This is a genomic window from Actinomadura sp. NPDC048394 (assembly GCF_040651755.1).
Classification (GTDB): Bacteria; Actinomycetota; Actinomycetes; order Streptosporangiales; family Streptosporangiaceae; genus Spirillospora; species Spirillospora montaniterrae.
The window spans coordinates 103,115-118,657 of the sequence record NZ_JBEZJL010000004.1 but is presented as its reverse complement, the minus strand read 5'-3'; the positions used below and the strand labels follow the sequence as shown (position 1 = coordinate 118,657).

Sequence of the window (15,543 nt, the reverse complement as noted above, 5' to 3'; positions counted from 1 at the left end):
GTCCCGGCGGCCCATGTGACAAGTGTCATCAGCGATCGGGGATGAAGTGATCTGGTCCAGAGATTGGGCAGAACCAAGACTTGGATAGCAATCCAATCGGGGTAGATCGGCGTTGCTGGAAGGGACGGGCACCATGGCCGGTACGGCGGACGCAGCCCTGACAGTGATCATCGTGGACGACTATCCGCTGTTCAGAGACGCGATCCGCGCCGCCATGGACGCCGAGCCCGACATGCGGGTCGTCGCCGCTGTGGCCGACGCGGACGCGGCCGTCGCCGAGGTGACCCGCCACCGGCCCGACGTCGTCCTGCTCGACGCCCAGATCCCCGGCGAGGACACCGCGGCGACGCTCGGCCGGCTCCGCGACGCGTCCCCGGACACCCGGGTGGTCGTCATCAGCCCGCACGACGATCCGCGGCTCACCCGGCAGCTGCTGCTCCTCGGCGTGTGCGGCTACCTGCTGCTCAGCTCCGGGCTGGAGGAGCTGCTGTCGGCCGTGCGGACCGCGCGGACCGGCAGCGGGCGGATCACCCTGTCGATCTCCCGGACCAGCCTGCGCCGGATGCACGCCGCGCCCGAGGTCAGGCTCTCCGAGCGGGAGCGCGGCGTGCTCGTCCTGGCGGCCCAGGCCATGCGGAACGCGCAGATCGGTGAACGGCTGCACATCTCCGAGGAGACCGTGAAGCGGCATTTGCGAAACGTCTTCGTTAAATTGGACGCCGAATCCAGGATGGACGCCGTGAACAAGGCCATCGAGGCCGGGCTGATTCAGGGCGGCGGGGTGGTAGTCCGGGCGGGCTAGGGGTACCCCCTATGTTTCCTAAGGAATAGTCGGCTTACTCGTTGGCTGCAAGTGCCTGGCGTGCGGGTAAATGTCATGGCTAGTCTGATTTCGACTTCGGTCGGCGAAAGTGCTCCTACGACCGGAAAGGAAGAGGACGGCCAATGAGGTTTGGCGTACTCGGAACTCTCGAAATCGTCGACGGCGACGAGGTCTACATGCCGAGTGCCCCCAAGGTGTGCCAGGTGCTGAGCCTGCTGCTCATGAGGGCCAATCGGATCGTGGGCACCGACGCGGTCATCGAGGAACTGTGGGATCAGGCCCCGGTTCGCAGCGCGGTCACCACCGCGCAGACCTACATCTACCAACTGCGGAAGACGCTCATTTCCTACGAGGTGCCCGGCTCCGGTGAGCCGAAGCTCCTCACCCGCCCTCCGGGGTACGTCCTGCGCGTCAAGGACGACGAGCTCGACGCCCAGATCTTCGGCAGGCTCACCTCCCAGGGGCGGCGGCTGCTGGAGGAGGGGCGTCCCGAAGAGGCGCGCAACCGCTTGGGCGAGGCGCTCGCGCTGTGGCGCGGTCCCGCGCTCGCCAACGTCGCACGCGGCCCGCTGCTGGAGGGCCACGTCGCGCGGCTGGAAGAGCTGCGCGTCGAGGCGCTGGAGATGCGCGTCCGCGCCGACCTGGAACTGGGCCGGCACCGCGAGCTCATCCCCGAGCTGCGCACCATCGTGGCCTCCCACCCGCTGCACGAGTGGTTCCACGGCCGGCTCATCGAGGCGCTCCACCGTTCGGGCCGCCGCGGCGAGGCGCTGCGGGCCTACGAGGACACGCGCCGCATCCTGGACGAGCAACTGGGCCTGGAACCGTCATCGGAGCTCCAGGACCTCCAGCTCCAGGTGCTGACCACGGAACGGCCGCGCTCCACCGGCACCTTCGCCGGGGTGAGCTGAGCCCGCCCCGGCCGACCGCCCGCACCCCGCATCGTGATCCCGCGACCGTCCTGGACGGCCGCGGGATCACGGTTTCGGCGGGTGCGCGCCGCGCCCGCGCGTCACCAGGTCGTGGGCAGGGCGGCCACCAGGCTCCTCGCCTGCACGTTGAGGTAGTTGCCGTGCCGCAGCAGCCCCATGGCCTGGTCGACGGTGATCCAGACGAAGTCCTCGGGGACGTCCTCCGGGGCGAACCCGGCGGGCGTCTCCACGATCATGTAGCGGTTCTGCGCCCGGTAGAACCGGCCGCCCTCCTCGGACTGGATCGAGTCGTGCCTGATCCGCTCGGCCGGCGCGGCCAGCACCTCGGCGAGATAGGGCGGCGCCGGGCGCCCCCGGTAGTTGCCCGGGATGCACTGGACGGTCGGCGCCAGCTCGGCGCCCGCCAGCGATCCCGCCTCCGTCCTCGCCTGCATGAGGATGTGCAGCACCCCGCCGATCGGCCGGACCAGGAACGCCGACACCCCGGTCGCGTGCGGGTCCAGCAGCGGCTGCGACCAGCTGGCCACCTCGCGGTTGGTCGCCGTCACCTCCGCGCCGACGATCCGGAAGTACCGGCCGTCCTCGTGGGTGATCTCCTCGTCGGACCGGCGCCAGTGCTCGACCTCGTCCAGCGGGATCGTGCGCTGGACGAGCCGCTGGCGGATCCGCGCCTCGGTGAGGAGGCTGAGCACCTCGTCGTCGGTGTGCCGGCCAGGGGCGCCCATCATCGACCGGCACAGCGCCGCCCGGTACCCGTCCCCGTCCGCGCCCCGGTCCGCGCCCTCGCCCGCCGCGTCGGACGGGGGCGCGGCGAACGGGACGCAGGACAGGACCGTGCGCGAGTCCATGTTGACCACGTTGTCGGCGGTCAGAAGGCGCCGGATCTGGCCGAACGTGAGCCAGCGGAAGTCCTCGTGCCCGGGGACGTCCTCCTCGGTCTCCACGACGATGTTGCGGTTCCGCTTGTGCAGGAACCACGAGCCCTGCTCGGACTGGAGCGTGTCGACCAGCACCCGGCCCGGCCGCGGAGCGCGGAAGAATTCCACATAGCGGGTGGGCCGCCCGCCGTGCACCCCGGTGTAGTTGCTGTGGGTCGCCTGCACGGTGGGGGACAGCTGGATCGTGTTCACGTTGCCGGGCTCCATCTTCGCCTGCATGAGGCAGTGCAGGACCCCGTCGAACTCCTTCACCAGGATCCCGAGGATCCCGATCTCCGGCTGGTTGATGATGGGCTGCGCCCACCGCCGCTCGTCCACCTGCACCCGCAGGCCCTCGATGGAGAAGAACCGGCCGCTCTCGTGGGACAGGTCGCCGCGTTCGGGATCGATCCGCCAGCCCGCCAGCCCGGAGATCGGGCCGATGGAGACCTCGAAGCGGTTGGCCTCGGTGCGCTCGGCCAGCCACGCGGCCAGCTCGTCGTTGGGCGTCACGCGGCTGTCCTCGGTGAGCGCCGAGAGCGTGAAGCGCCGCGGATCGTCCTCGTTGGCACCGGGCGGGATCCGCGCGCCGGGCGGGATCCCGGGAGCGGGCCGGTCGATCGTGGTGGTCATGTCGTCGGTCATGCGGGGCTCCGAATCACTCGTTCCTCAGGGGCTTCCACCAGGCCGGGTTGCTCCGGTACCACTCGACGGTCCGGGCCAGGCCGGTGGCGAAGTCCATGGCGGGCGCGTAGCCGAGCTCGCGGCGGATCTTGGAGTCGTCGATCGCGTACCGCAGGTCATGGCCCTTGCGGTCCTCGACGTGCTCCACCCGGTCCCAGCCGGCGTCGCAGAGCTCCAGCAGCAGCTCGGTCATCTCCCGGTTGCTGAGCGCCGTCCCGCCGCCGACGTTGTAGACCTGCCCCGCGCGCCCCCGGGTCAGCACGAGCTGCAGGGCGCGGCAGTGGTCGTCGACATGGATCCACTCCCGCACGTTCGTGCCGTCCCCGTAGAGCGGGACCGTGGCGCCGCTCAGCAGGTTGGTGACGAAGCGCGGGATGAGCTTCTCGACGTGCTGGTAGGGGCCGTAGTTGTTGGAGCACCGCGTGACGCGGACGTCCAGCCCGTGGGTGCGCCAGTAGGACCGCGCCACCAGGTCGCTGCTCGCCTTGGAGGAGGCGTACGGCGAGTTCGGCTCCAGCGGCCATTCCTCGGTCCACTGCCCCGTCTCGATCGAGCCGTACACCTCGTCGGTGGACACGTGAACGACCGTCTCGACGCCGGTGTGCAGGGCGGCGTCGAGCACGCTCTGGGTGCCGAGGACGTTCGTGCGCATGAAGTCGGCCGCGCCCACCAGGGACCGGTCGACGTGCGACTCGGCCGCGAAATGCACGACGGCGTCGTGGCCGCGCATCGTCTCGCGCAGCATGGCCTGGTCGCAGATGTCGCCGCGGACGAGCCGCATCCGGGCGTCGTCGCCGGGGAGGTTCACGGTTCTGCCGGAGTAGGTGAGGAGGTCCACCACCGTGATCTCGGCGTCCTCGAAGCCGGCGTAGCCGCCCGCCAGCATCGTCCGCACGTAGTGGGACCCGATGAACCCGGCCCCGCCGGTCACGAGCACCCTCATGCCGGGCCCGCTCATGCCGAGCCCTCCACCCGCGAGTGGTCGCCGACCAGCAGCCGCCGATCCGTTCCGCCGAACCGGTCGGTGTAGGCCTCCTCGGCCTCCGCGTGGACCCGCGCCCAGCGGCCGACGAGCGAGCCCCGCAGGCCCTGCACGCCCTGGACGGACGCGCCCTCGAGGATGATCGAGTCGCCCAGCGAGGAGTCGGCGAGCTCGCAGTCCGGGCCGACGGCGGTGTAGGGGCCGATCCGGCAGCCGCTGATCCTGCTGCCGCGGCCGATCACGGCCGGGCCCGCGACGCGCGAGCCGGTCACGACCGCGCCCGGCTCGACGACCACGGTGCCGGTGAGCACGCTGCTCTCGTCGACCTCGCCGCGGACGCCGGCCTCCAGGCGGTCGAGCATGACGCGGTTGCACTCCAGCAGGTCGTCGATGTTGCCGGTGTCCTTCCAGTAGCCGTCGTAGCGGTGGCCGACGACGGCGCCGCCCCGCTCGACCAGGTGCTGGATCGCGTCGGTGATCTCCAGCTCGCCGCGCGCGCTCGGCACGATCGCCCGGGTGGCGGCGTGGATCTTCGAGGTGAAGAAGTAGACCCCCATCACCGCCAGGTCGCTGCGCGGGCGCTCAGGCTTCTCCACCAGCGCGCTCACCCGGTCGCCGTCGGCCAGCTCGGCCACCCCGAACGCCTGCGGGTCGGGGACCTTGGTGACCAGGATCAGGGCGTCCGGGCGCTCCTCGCGGAACCGGTCGGCGGCCGCCTCGATCCCGTCGGGCAGGACGTTGTCGCCGAGGTACATGACGAAGTCCTCGTCGCCGAGGAAGTCCTCGGCGATGGTCACGCAGTGGGCGAGACCGAGCGGCGCCTCCTGGGGGATGTAGGTGATCCGGACGCCGTGCTCGGCGCCGTCGCCGAGGGCGGCCTCGATCTCCGCGCGGGTGTCCCCGACGATGATCCCGATCTCGTCGATCCCGAGCCGCCGGAGGTTGCGCAGCACGTGCACCAGGACCGGCGTGTTGGCCACCGGTATCAGCTGCTTCGGAAGGGAGTGCGTGAAGGGACGGAGCCGTGAGCCCGTCCCTCCGGACAACACAAGCGCTCTCATCTGTCCTCTTTCATCTGTCCGCTGTCGCGACCGCACGAGCGGATGGGAAGGGGAGCACCTGATGGTCGGGCGCCGTGATGGAGGACGGTTCGAAGCCGATTGGTCCCCGCGCCGCATCCGTCCCGGAGCGACGCCGGGGACCTTGAGCCGGACCGGACGGGGTCTCGAGCCGGCCGCGTGACGATCTGCGGACATCGGCGACCCCGGCGAACGGAGATCTCGGCATGCGTGCGGTCGTGCTCGGCGCGGGCGGCTTCGTCGGGCGTCATCTCTGCGGCGTCCTGGCCGCTCGCGGCGCGCTACCGGTGGCGGTGGTGCGGAACGCGCCCGGTTCCCCGGTGGACGGCGCCTTGCGGACGAGGGTGCTCGACGCGGCGGCGGCTCCGGGCCCGCTGGCCGGCCTGCTGCGGCAGGAGGCCCCGGACGTGGTCGTCAACGCGGCCGGCGCGGTGTGGGGTGCGGGCGAGGACCAGATGCTCGAGTCGAACGTCGTGCTGGTCGAGCAGTTGCTCGCCGCGCTGCGCGGCCTCGACCGCCGGCCGCGGCTGATCCAGCTCGGCACCGTCCACGAGTACGGCGCGGCGCCCGCGGGCGGCGTGCTCACCGAGGACACGCCTGCCGCGCCCGTCAATCCGTACGGCCGTACGAAGCTCTGCGCCACCGAGGCGGTGCTGGCCGCCGTACGCGAGGGCGCGGTGGACGCCGTCGTGCTGCGGGTCGCGAACGTCGTCGGGCCCGGAGGCCCTCCGGGGAGCCTGCTCGGCATGGTCGGCGGATGGCTCGCCGAGGCGCACGCCGAGGACCGGCGCGCCCGCGTGCGGCTGGCCTCGCTCGGCGGCCATCGCGACGTCGTCGACGTGCGCGATCTGGGGGACGCCGTCCTGGCGGCGATCGCGGCCCGTCCGGCGCCGCCGCTGGTGAACATCGGAGGCGGCCGTGCCGTCGCGGTCGACGGCCTGGTGCGGCGGCTCATCGAGATCAGCGGCGTGCCGGCCGACCTCGTCGTCGAGGACCGGCAACGCGAGGACCGGCAAGGCGCGGACCGTGAGGCGCATGCGGCGGGGACGATCTCGCCCGGGTCGGGCGCGCGCCGCCAGCAACTGGACATCTCCCTGGCCGCCGAGGCGCTCGGCTGGCGGCCGGTGCACTCGCCCGAGGAGTCGCTGCACGGACTCTGGGCTTCCCTGGCAGACCCGACCAAGGCGGCGATATGACCGGCGAGAAGGCAGTGCTCAGAGTCGGCGTGATCGGCTGCGCGGACATCGCCCGGCGACGCGCGATCCCTGCTCTAAAGGCGGACCCGCGCGTGCGGCTGGTGGCGGTCGCGTCGCGCGGCGAGGCGAAGGCGCGGGAGTACGCGGCCGAGTTCGGCTGCGCGGCGGTCACCGGATACGCGGACCTCCTCGCGCGGCCCGACATCGACGCCGTCTACGTCCCGCTGCCCAGCGGCCTGCACGACGAATGGGCCGGGAAGGCGCTGCGGGCGGGCAAGCACGTGCTCGCCGAGAAGCCCCTGACGACCGGGGCCGCGGCGACCGAACGGCTGGTCGCGACGGCCCGCGACCGCGGGCTGGCACTGATGGAGAACTTCATGTTCGTCCACCATTCGCAGCACCAAGAGGTGCTCGGGCTGGTGGCCGACGGGGCGATCGGAGAGGTGCGTGCGCTGCACGCCGCGTTCACCATCCCGCGCCGTCCCGACGGCGACATCCGCTACCAGGCGGACCTCGGCGGGGGAGCGCTGCTGGACGTCGCCGGATATCCGATCCGGGCCGCCCGGCTGCTGCTGCGAGGACCGCTGTCGGTGACCGGCGCGGTGCTGCGGCACGACCCGGCGCTCGGCGTGGACATGGGCGGCGCCGCGCTGCTGCGGTCGGTGGACGGCGTCACCGCGCATCTCACCTTCGGCCTGGAGAACGCCTACCGCTGCTTCTACGAGCTGTGGGGCACCGAGGGAACGCTGCGGCTCGACCGGGCCTTCACCCCGCCCGCCGACCACAAGCCGCTGATCCGCATCGAACGGGCGGACGGGGTCCAGGAGATCACCCTGGCGCCGGACGACCAGTTCGCCGGCTCCGTCCGCCGCTTCGCCGACCTGGCGCTGTCGGGCGAGGGCCGTGCCCGGTGGGCGCAGGACGCGCTCCGGCAGGCGGAGCTGGTGGAGGAGATACGACGGTCCGCGACGGTCGTGACCGGCGGGAGGCGGGGAGCCTGATGAGGATCATCGGAAGCGGCTTCCTGGCCCGGCATCTCGCGCCGCTCACCGGCTCACACAAGGGCGTCACGGTGATCGCCGCGGGGGTGTCGGCCGCCGGGGACACCCCGCAGCGCGCCTTCGACCGGGAGGCGGCGCTGCTGTTCGACGTCATCCACGAGTGCGAGCCCGGGGAACGCCTGGTGTTCTTCTCCACGGCCTCGACGGGGATGTACTCGGTCCCGGGCGACGAGCCGGGAACCGAGGACGGCCCGGTCTTCCCCGCCACCGCCTACGGCAGGCACAAGTTCGCGCTGGAGGCGGTGCTCGCGGCCTCGGGCGTCGACTACCTGATCCTGCGGCTCGGGCACGTGGTCGGCCCGCACCAGCCGCCGCACCAGCTCCTGCCCGCGCTGGCCAGGCAGGTCCAGGCGGGGGACGTGCGGATCTACCGCAACGCCAGCCGCGACCTCATCGACATCAGGGACGTCGTGACCATCGTCGACGCGCTGCTCGCCGGCGCCCCCGAGCGGCTGGTCGTGAACGTCGCGTCCGGCGTCCCGGTGCCGGTCGAGCGCATCGTCGACCGGGTCGAGACGCTGCTCGGGACGCCGGCGCGGCACACCTACGTGGACGCGCCCGCCGCCGCCCAGCCGGTGTCCACCCGCCGGCTGCGCCGCCTGGTCCCGGCCGTGACCGGGATGGGCTTCGGCCCCGGCTACTACGAGGGGCTTCTCGACCGGTACCTGCCGTACTACGCGGCGGGCGACCTGAAGCTGGAGGCGGCGCCGGGCTGAGCGGTCGCGGCATCGGGCTGACCGGTCGCGGCATCGCGCTGAGCGGCCGCGGCGCGGGGCAGGGGCCCACGAAAAGAAGGCCGGGCGGTGATCGCCGCCCGGCCCTTCGCGCCCCGGAGTCCCGGATCAGGAGGGCGGGAACACCGAGTCGGACATGACCTCGAAGACGGCGGGCTTCACCACGGCCACCGCGGCGGTCTTCTGGACGTCTTCCGCGAACTCCGGCTTCTGGAAGGAGGCCTGGAGGGCGCCCATGTCGCGCCACCAGCCGAGGTTGAGGTACCCGCCCACCTGCGACTTGGACTGCAGGAACTCCTGGGCGACGAAGCCCTCCTGCGCGCGCATGAAGTCGGCCTTCGCGGCGAAGCCGTGCTGGAAGTCCTCGGCGGACGCGGGGTCGTTGAGGGCGAAGTCGGTGCAGGCGACGATCCCGGCCTCCGCCGGGTCGGCGCCGGGCGCGACGTACGCGCTCAGTGTCGCCGCCTTCGCCGCGGTGAGGTCGCCGAGCAGCATCAGCTCGCCGGTGACCTCGACGAAGAAGCTGAGCTCGCCGATCACCGAACGGTGCGCGTCGGCGTCGCGCCACCAGGTCAGCAGCGCGTACTCGCCGGGCTGCCCGGCACCGCGCAGCAGCAGCGTCCGCCGCAGGCCCGCCGCGCCCGCGACCGCCGTCCGGAACCGGTCCATGGCCTTCTCGAACCGCTCGGTCTCGGCTCGGTAGGCCTCCTTCAGGGAGAACCTGGCAATCGCGATTATCGGCTCGTCCATCGGTGCGACCTTTCGCTGGCTTGGTTGGGCAGCCGAATCGTCACAAGAGCGCTTGGAATGCGGCTCGAACCGGAATCCAGCGAGGCGGGCGGGCGCGTCGCCCCGGCCGGTTCGCCGGGGTAGTGCATCTGTCAGGTCGAGGTCCTTATTTTCTGCTCTGTTGAGCGTCGAGGGACGGTTTATATCGTCTCCGCATGACCAAGTCTGCTGTTTCCGAGGCCGTCGCCACCGACGCCGAAACACCGGTGGTGAGCTGCGACGATCTGGTGAAGTCGTTCGGTCGGGTCGAGGCGGTGCGCGGCGTGCGGTTCGCGGTGCGGCCGGGTGAGACCGTGGCCGTGCTCGGCCCGAACGGGGCGGGCAAGTCCACCACCGTCCACATGATGCTCGGCCTGTTCCCGCCGGACGCGGGCTCGATCGAGTTGTTCGGCATGCCGCCGGAGAAGGCCGTGCGAGCCGGCCGGGTCGGCGCCATGCTGCAGGAGGGCCAGCTCGTGCCGCGGGTGACGGTGGGCGAGCTGGTGGGTTTCGTCGCCGGCACGTACGGCTCCCAGGCCCCCGCCGTCTCGCACACGCTCGAGCTCGCGCGGATCGCGGACCTGGCGGGCCGCCGGGTGGACAAGCTCTCCGGCGGCCAGATGCAGCGCGTGCGGTTCGCGCTGGCGCTGGCGGGCGGCGCGCGGCTGGTCGTGCTGGACGAGCCGACGGCGGCGCTGGACGTCGAGTCGCGGCGCGAGCTCTGGAAGGCCATGCGCGACTACGCCGGGAAGGGCAACACGGTGGTCTTCACCACCCACTACCTCGAAGAGGCCGACGACAACGCCGACCGCATCATCGTCATCGCCCAGGGGAAGGTGATCGCGGACGGCCCGGCGGAGGAGATCAAGAAGGCCGCGGGCGGCCGCACGGTCGCGTTCCGCCACGAGGACCAGGATCTGGACGGGCTGGCCGGGCTGCCCGGCGTGAACGAGGTGCGGGTCCTGCACGGCAGGGTCGTGCTGACCACCACCGACTCCGACGCGACCGTCGCGGCGCTCGCCGGCGCGGGCGTCCCGATGCGCGACCTGGAGGTCGCGGGCGCCGACCTGGAGGACGCCTTCGTGGCACTCACCTCGGCGAGCGCCGAAGGGGGCGCGGGCCGATGACGGCCTACCTGCGGCTGGAGCTGCGCCGCCTCGCGCGCGACGGCGGCTACCTGATGGCGAGCCTGGTGGTGCCGGTCGTCATCTACCTCTTCCTCGGCCACGGCTCCCACGGCGACCTGGTGCAGAACCTCGTCGGGACGGCCGGGTTCGGCGCGCTCGGCGTCGTGGTGACCAACGGCACCAGCATCGCCGAGGACCGTTCGCGCGGCTGGCTGCGGCTGCTGCGGCTGACGCCGCTCAGCCCGCTGGACGTCGTCGTCGCGCGCGGGCTGTGCGCGATGGTCCTCGCGGTGCTCCCCATCGCGCTCATCAGCCTGCTCGGCGCGTTCTACAAGCACGTCCCGCTGGACGCCGGAGAGTGGGTCGCCATCCTGCTCGCCCTGTGGCTCGGCATCGCACCGCTCGCCCTGCTCGGCCTCAGTGTGGGCTACCTGTGCGAGGCCCGTATGGCGCAGGTCGTGGGCACGCTGGTGTACGTGGGCCTCAGCCTGCTCGGCGGGCTGTTCCTGGGGCTGGACTCCTTCCCCGGATGGTTGCAGGCCGTCGCCAAGGTCAACCCGGTCTACGGATACGGCGAGTTCACCCGGAGGGTCGGCGAGGGCGGTGCCCCGCCCGCGCTCGCCACGTTCGTCCTGCTCGCCTGGACCGCCGCCTTCGCCGCCCTCGCGGCCTTCGCCTACCGCCGCAGCGGCCGCTACAGCTGACCGCGGCGGCGCGGGCCGCCCGGGCGCCCCGGGCCGCCCGGGCGCCCCGGGCCGCTGCGGGCCGGCTCGGGATCGGGCCGGCTCGGACGAGCCTCCAACCGTCCAAGACCGCGCGTTGAGCGGTGACCGTCACGCTCTCTCGGCAAGGGTTCCGTCCCATCGAGATGAGGTGACGTCATGCGTGTCCTCGTTGTGGCGCACGGCCCGGCCCACGTTCCCTGGATCATCCCGCTGAGCTGGGCGTGCCGGCTCGCCGGGCACGAGGTCCGGGTCGCGGCGCGGCCGGAGTGCGTCGGGCTGGTCACCCGGTCCGGCCTGCCCGCGGTGTCCATCGGCGACGACGACGCCAGCCGCACCGCCTCGGCGGTGCCGGTGCGGCCCGCCCTGGCGCGCCGCCGGGCGCCGGTGCCGCCGACCCGCGACGGGCGCCCGGCCGGGCTGACCCCCGAGATCCAGGCCGCGCTGACGGCCAAGATGATCGGCATCGCCGACCTGGTCGCCGACGACCTGGTCGCGTTCGCCCGTTCCTGGAAGCCCGACCTCGTGCTGCACGACACCGCGGCGGCCGCCGGGCTGGTCGCCGCGGCCGTGACCGGGGTCCCGGCGGTCGGCAACTCCTGGGGGCTCGCCGCCGGGGTGGCGGTGCAGAAGCCGGAGGACGTCACCCCCGAGTACGCCCGGCTGTTCGAGCGGTTCGGCGTGGAACCGCTGGTCGGCCCCGCGACCTGGATCGACGCCTGCCCGCCGCGGCTGCGCCCCGACCACCCGGTGCGCCGCGTCGACATGCGCTTCGTGCCGTACGGCGGCCCGGGGGTCGTCCACGACTGGGTGGGCGCCCCGCGCACCCGCCCCCGGGTCTGCGTGACCGGCGGTGTGACCACCGCCTCGCTGGAGGGCTTCCTCGGCCGGACGATCCACGCCGTCCAGGAGCTCGGCGCGGAGGTCGTGGTGGCCGGGCACGGCGGCGAGGGGCTGCCGGACGGCGTGCGCGCCGTCGAGTCGTTCCCGCTGGACGTGCTGCTGCCCACCTGCGACACCGTCGTGCACCACGGCGGGTTCGGGACCGGGATGATCGCGCTCGACGCCGGGATCCCGCAGGTCGTGGTGCCGCAGAACAGCGCGCAGGAGCACTGGGGCGACCTGGTCGAGTCCGCGGGCGCCGGGATCAGCCTGAACGACCCGGAGCTGCCCGGCGTCTCCGCCATCGGCACGGCCGTCTCCGCCGTGATCGGCGGCGGCTACGTCTCGCGCGCCCGCCAGGTGCAGGCGGAGATCGCCGAGATGCCCGATCCGGCCGACGTGGTCGGCTTCCTCGAAGAGCACGCCGGTGAGCCGGCCTAGCCGGGCGGACGGGCCGGGACGGAGAGATCAGATGGCTGCCACGCGCTACACGCGGGGTCAGACGATGCACGAGCTGTTCCAGTGGTGCGCGCGCCGCCGGCCCGACGCGACCGCCATCGTTCACGGCGACCGGCACGTCACCTACGCCGAGCTCGACGCCGCCTCCGACGACCACGCCGCGGAGCTGGAGGCGGCGGGGGTCGGCCCGGGCCGGTTCGTCGCCGTGCTGATGAACCGCTCGCCGCAGATGATCGCCGTGCTGCTCGCGGTCCTGAAGCGGGGCGCCGCCTACGCGGCCCTCGACGGCCGGTGGCCGCCGAGCAGGCTGGCCCGGCTGGTCGCGCGCCTGGAGGCGCCGCTCGTCGTGACCGACACCGCGACCGAGGCCGCGGTGGACGGGCTCGCCGCCGCGGTGGTCGCCGGCCTGCCCGCGCCGGTCTGGCACCTGACCGAGCCGGACCCGGCGGCGGCCGCGGCGCGCGGCCGCAGGCCCGGGCCGGTGCGGGTCGGCGCGGCCGACCCCGCCGCGGTGTTCTTCACCTCCGGCTCGACCGGCACGCCGAAGGGCGTGGTGTCCCCGCACGCCGGAACGGTGCGGCTGTGGGACGACTGCGCCTTCGCCGACCTCGGCCCCGGTGTCGTCATGCCGCAGGTCGCGCCCGCGACCTGGGACGGGTTCGCGCTGGACTGCTGGAGCGTGCTGCTCACCGGCGGCACCACGGTGCTGCTGGACGAGCCCGTGCTCGTGCCCCGCATGCTGCGGCGGCTCGTCGAGCGCGAGGGCGTGAACGCCGGGTTCCTCACGACGTCGCTGTTCAACTCCCTGGTGGGGGCGGACGTCGACGCGTTCGCGGGCCTCCGCTGGCTGATCATCGGCGGCGAGCGCGCCTCCGCCGCGCACGCCCGCCGGTTCCTGGACCGGCACCCGGACGCGCGCCTGCTGAACATCTACGGGCCCGCCGAGTGCTCCATCGGCGTGACGATCGGCGACATCCGGCCGGAGGACTGCGCGGACCCGGCGGGCATCCCGCTGGGCGAGGCGGTGACCGACACCGAGATCCACGTGCTCGACGGCGACCGGGTCTGCGCCCCGGGGGAGACCGGGGAGATCTGCCTCGGCGGCGCCGGGCTGGCCCACGGGTACGTCAACGACCCCGAGCTGACCGCCCGCCGGTTCCGGCACGTCGTGCTGGACGGCGAGCCGCGGCTGCTCTACCGCAGCGGCGACCTCGGGCACTGGTCGCCGGACGGGCGGCTCTACTTCGACGGCCGCGACGACCGGCAGGTCAAGATCCGCGGCCATCGCATCGAGCCGGGCGAGATCGAGGAGGCGGCCCTCGGCGTCCCGGGGATCGCCGAGGCGGTCGCCGCCCCGATCGCCGGGCCCGACGGCGCCTACCGGGAGCTGGGCCTGTTCTACGTCGCGGCCGGCCCGGGCCCGTCGGGGTCCGGTGCGCCTGCGTCCGGCCCGTCGGAGGAGGCCGTGCGCGCCGCGCTGGTCGACCGGCTGCCCGGCTACCTCCTGCCAGGGCCGATTCGCCGCGTGGAGGGCCTTCCGCTGCTGGCCAACGGCAAGGCCGACCTGACCGCGCTGCGCGCCCTGCTCGACGACGCGCGGGAGCCGGTGGACACCGGCGCCGCGGCGGACCCGGCCGACGGCACGGAGGCGGAGGTCGCGGCCGCGTTCTGCGAGGTCCTCGGCGTGCCCGCGGTGCCGCCCGACGTCTCCTTCTTCACCCTCGGCGGCAACTCGCTGGACGTCGCGCGGCTCTGCACCCGACTGGACTCGGTCCTCGGGCTGGCCGTCCCCGCGTCGCGCGTGTTCGCCGCCCAGACCGTGCGCGAGCTGGCGGCCTGGGCCGACTCGGTCGGCGAGGAGCCCGCACCGGCGGCGCGCACGGCCGGCGCCGGTGAGGAGGTTCCGCTCTGCCCTCAGCAGCGGCTCTTCCTGTGGTCGGCGGACGAGGAGCAGAGCGACGAGTCGGATCTCTGCCGGATGGCCTGGTGGATCGGCGGGGCCGTGGACACCCGGGCTCTGGAGGCCGCCGTGCGCGACGTCCACCGGCGCCACGAGTCGCTGCACGCCACGTACCGCGGCGGGCCGGACGCCACCGCGCTGCTGCCCGACGACCCCGGCGAGCCGGAGCTGCATCATCTGCCCGAGGCGGCCTCTCCGGAGTCCGCCGAGAAGGGGCTGACCGAGGTGCTCTTCCGGCCGCTGCGCGTGCTGGAGGGCAAGGTCTGGCGATCCGCGCTCGTGCGGTGCGGCGAGCGCGTTCTGTTCGGGCTCGCCGTGCACCACGCCGCGTTCGACGGGCTGTCGGAGAGCGTCATGGCGCGCGAGCTCAGCATCGCCTACGCGGCGCGCCTGCACGGGCGGGAGCCGGAGTTCGCCGGTCCCGGGACCGTTCTGCGCGACCTGTGGGCGGAGTACCAGCGCGAGCTGGACCTGGTGGACCTCGGCGGCCAGCGCCGGTACTGGCTGGACGCCGTCCCGCAGATGCGCGGGGTCTCCCTGGCGCCGTTCCGTACGGGCACCTCCGAGGCGGCGGCCGGTCCCAAGGCGGCCGTGCGGCGCGAGGTGGACGCCCGGTGCCTGGAGCCGTGGGACCTGCTCGCACGCAAGCAGGGCGTGACCCGGACCGGCTGCCTGCTGGCGGTCTTCGGCCTGGTGCTGCACCGGCTCACCGGCCAGGAGGACTTCTCGGTCAAGATCCCCGTGGCGCACCGCGGCGGCGTCCGGCAGGCCCACTCGGTCACGTGCCGGGTCGACCTGCTGTGCGTCCGGCCCAAGCCGTCGGGCGGCGGGCTCGACCACGCCCTCGCCACGATCGGCGCGGCGCTCGGCGCCCAGGACGTCCCGTTCGTCGACGTGGCCCGGCTGATGGCGCGGTCCGGCCGCATCGGGGAACTGGCCGCCATGCCGAGCTTCCTTCTCCAGGACGACCCGCCGCCGGTGCTGTCACTGCCCGGCTGCGAGGCCACGCTCCGGCGCCTCGACACCGCCACGATGAGCACCGAGCTGGAGCTGGACGTGCGGCCGACCGGCGCCGGCGGAATCGCCGTGACGACCACGGTCCGCACCGACCGCTTCCCGGCGTCGCTGGCCCGGCGGATCACCGACGAGTACGTGCGGATACTGCGCCAGAGCCCGGACGGCCTTTAGCCCCGCCGTAGTACGGACACGAACACCTT

13 protein-coding genes are annotated in these 15,543 nt (G+C 73.3%); 9 read left to right on the top strand and 4 right to left on the bottom strand.

Annotated elements, in window-relative coordinates:
* The first annotated feature begins 172 nt into the window (after window positions 1-172).
* Together AB0C78_RS03695 and AB0C78_RS03690 are read left to right on the top strand one after the other, a co-directional pair.
* The gene (locus tag AB0C78_RS03695; protein ID WP_360741257.1) at window positions 173-802 is read left to right on the top strand and encodes a response regulator transcription factor; all 630 of its coding nucleotides are present in this window, start codon (window positions 173-175) and stop codon (window positions 800-802) included.
* A 143-nt stretch (window positions 803-945) separates the two neighbouring features.
* Window positions 946-1,734 carry an AfsR/SARP family transcriptional regulator gene (locus AB0C78_RS03690; RefSeq protein WP_360741255.1) on the top strand — a complete coding sequence of 263 codons (789 nt, stop codon included), beginning with the start codon at window positions 946-948 and terminating at the stop codon, window positions 1,732-1,734.
* A gap of 101 nt (window positions 1,735-1,835) precedes the next feature.
* Here the strand turns inward: AB0C78_RS03690 and AB0C78_RS03685 are convergent, their stop codons facing one another.
* Genes AB0C78_RS03685 through AB0C78_RS03675 form a run of 3 tightly spaced genes read right to left on the bottom strand, consistent with a single transcriptional unit; the run spans window position 1,836 to window position 5,399 of the window.
* Entirely contained in the window at window positions 1,836-3,317 is a 1,482-nt protein-coding gene (locus AB0C78_RS03685) for an NDP-hexose 2,3-dehydratase family protein (protein ID WP_360741253.1), read from the bottom strand.
* A gap of 13 nt (window positions 3,318-3,330) precedes the next feature.
* Window positions 3,331-4,299 carry a dTDP-glucose 4,6-dehydratase gene (rfbB, locus tag AB0C78_RS03680; RefSeq protein WP_360741251.1) on the bottom strand — a complete coding sequence of 323 codons (969 nt, stop codon included), beginning with the start codon at window positions 4,297-4,299 and terminating at the stop codon, window positions 3,331-3,333.
* An 11-nt stretch (window positions 4,300-4,310) separates the two neighbouring features.
* Window positions 4,311-5,399 (bottom strand): glucose-1-phosphate thymidylyltransferase, encoded by a 1,089-nt coding sequence (locus AB0C78_RS03675; protein WP_360741249.1) that lies wholly within the window; start codon window positions 5,397-5,399, stop codon window positions 4,311-4,313.
* A 224-nt stretch (window positions 5,400-5,623) separates the two neighbouring features.
* Here AB0C78_RS03675 and AB0C78_RS03670 point away from each other — a divergent pair, with 224 nt between their 5' ends.
* The 3 genes from AB0C78_RS03670 to AB0C78_RS03660 are packed head-to-tail and all read left to right on the top strand — an operon-like array spanning window position 5,624 to window position 8,390.
* Window positions 5,624-6,613 carry an NAD(P)-dependent oxidoreductase gene (locus tag AB0C78_RS03670; RefSeq protein ID WP_360741247.1) on the top strand — a complete coding sequence of 330 codons (990 nt, stop codon included), beginning with the start codon at window positions 5,624-5,626 and terminating at the stop codon, window positions 6,611-6,613.
* Complete coding sequence (locus AB0C78_RS03665) at window positions 6,610-7,614, top strand: Gfo/Idh/MocA family oxidoreductase (protein ID WP_360741245.1); 1,005 nt, start codon at window positions 6,610-6,612, stop codon at window positions 7,612-7,614. Before AB0C78_RS03670 ends, AB0C78_RS03665 begins: the two co-directional genes overlap by 4 nt.
* On the top strand, window positions 7,614-8,390 hold the full coding sequence (locus AB0C78_RS03660; protein ID WP_360741243.1) for an NAD-dependent epimerase/dehydratase family protein: 777 nt from the start codon (window positions 7,614-7,616) through the stop codon (window positions 8,388-8,390). The genes AB0C78_RS03665 and AB0C78_RS03660 overlap by 1 nt, the downstream gene beginning before the upstream one ends.
* Before the next feature lie 126 nt (window positions 8,391-8,516).
* On the opposite strand, the gene AB0C78_RS03655 is transcribed toward AB0C78_RS03660, so the two are convergent.
* Window positions 8,517-9,158: an antibiotic biosynthesis monooxygenase gene (locus tag AB0C78_RS03655; protein ID WP_360741241.1), complete on the bottom strand. Its 642-nt coding sequence runs from the start codon at window positions 9,156-9,158 to the stop codon at window positions 8,517-8,519.
* A 194-nt stretch (window positions 9,159-9,352) separates the two neighbouring features.
* On the opposite strand from AB0C78_RS03655, the gene AB0C78_RS03650 reads away from it, so the two are divergent.
* The 4 genes from AB0C78_RS03650 to AB0C78_RS03635 all read left to right on the top strand — a co-directional run bounded on the left by AB0C78_RS03650 (window position 9,353) and on the right by AB0C78_RS03635 (window position 15,514).
* Window positions 9,353-10,303, top strand: coding sequence for an ABC transporter ATP-binding protein (locus AB0C78_RS03650; protein WP_360741239.1), 951 nt, complete (start codon window positions 9,353-9,355; stop codon window positions 10,301-10,303).
* On the top strand, window positions 10,300-11,007 hold the full coding sequence (locus AB0C78_RS03645; protein WP_360741237.1) for an ABC transporter permease: 708 nt from the start codon (window positions 10,300-10,302) through the stop codon (window positions 11,005-11,007). The genes AB0C78_RS03650 and AB0C78_RS03645 overlap by 4 nt, the downstream gene beginning before the upstream one ends.
* Window positions 11,008-11,184: 177 nt before the next feature.
* Window positions 11,185-12,348, top strand: a complete 1,164-nt coding sequence (locus AB0C78_RS03640; RefSeq protein WP_360741235.1) for a nucleotide disphospho-sugar-binding domain-containing protein — start codon at window positions 11,185-11,187, stop codon at window positions 12,346-12,348.
* A 31-nt stretch (window positions 12,349-12,379) separates the two neighbouring features.
* Window positions 12,380-15,514 carry an amino acid adenylation domain-containing protein gene (locus tag AB0C78_RS03635; RefSeq protein WP_360741233.1) on the top strand — a complete coding sequence of 1,045 codons (3,135 nt, stop codon included), beginning with the start codon at window positions 12,380-12,382 and terminating at the stop codon, window positions 15,512-15,514.
* Window positions 15,515-15,543: the final 29 nt, after the last annotated feature.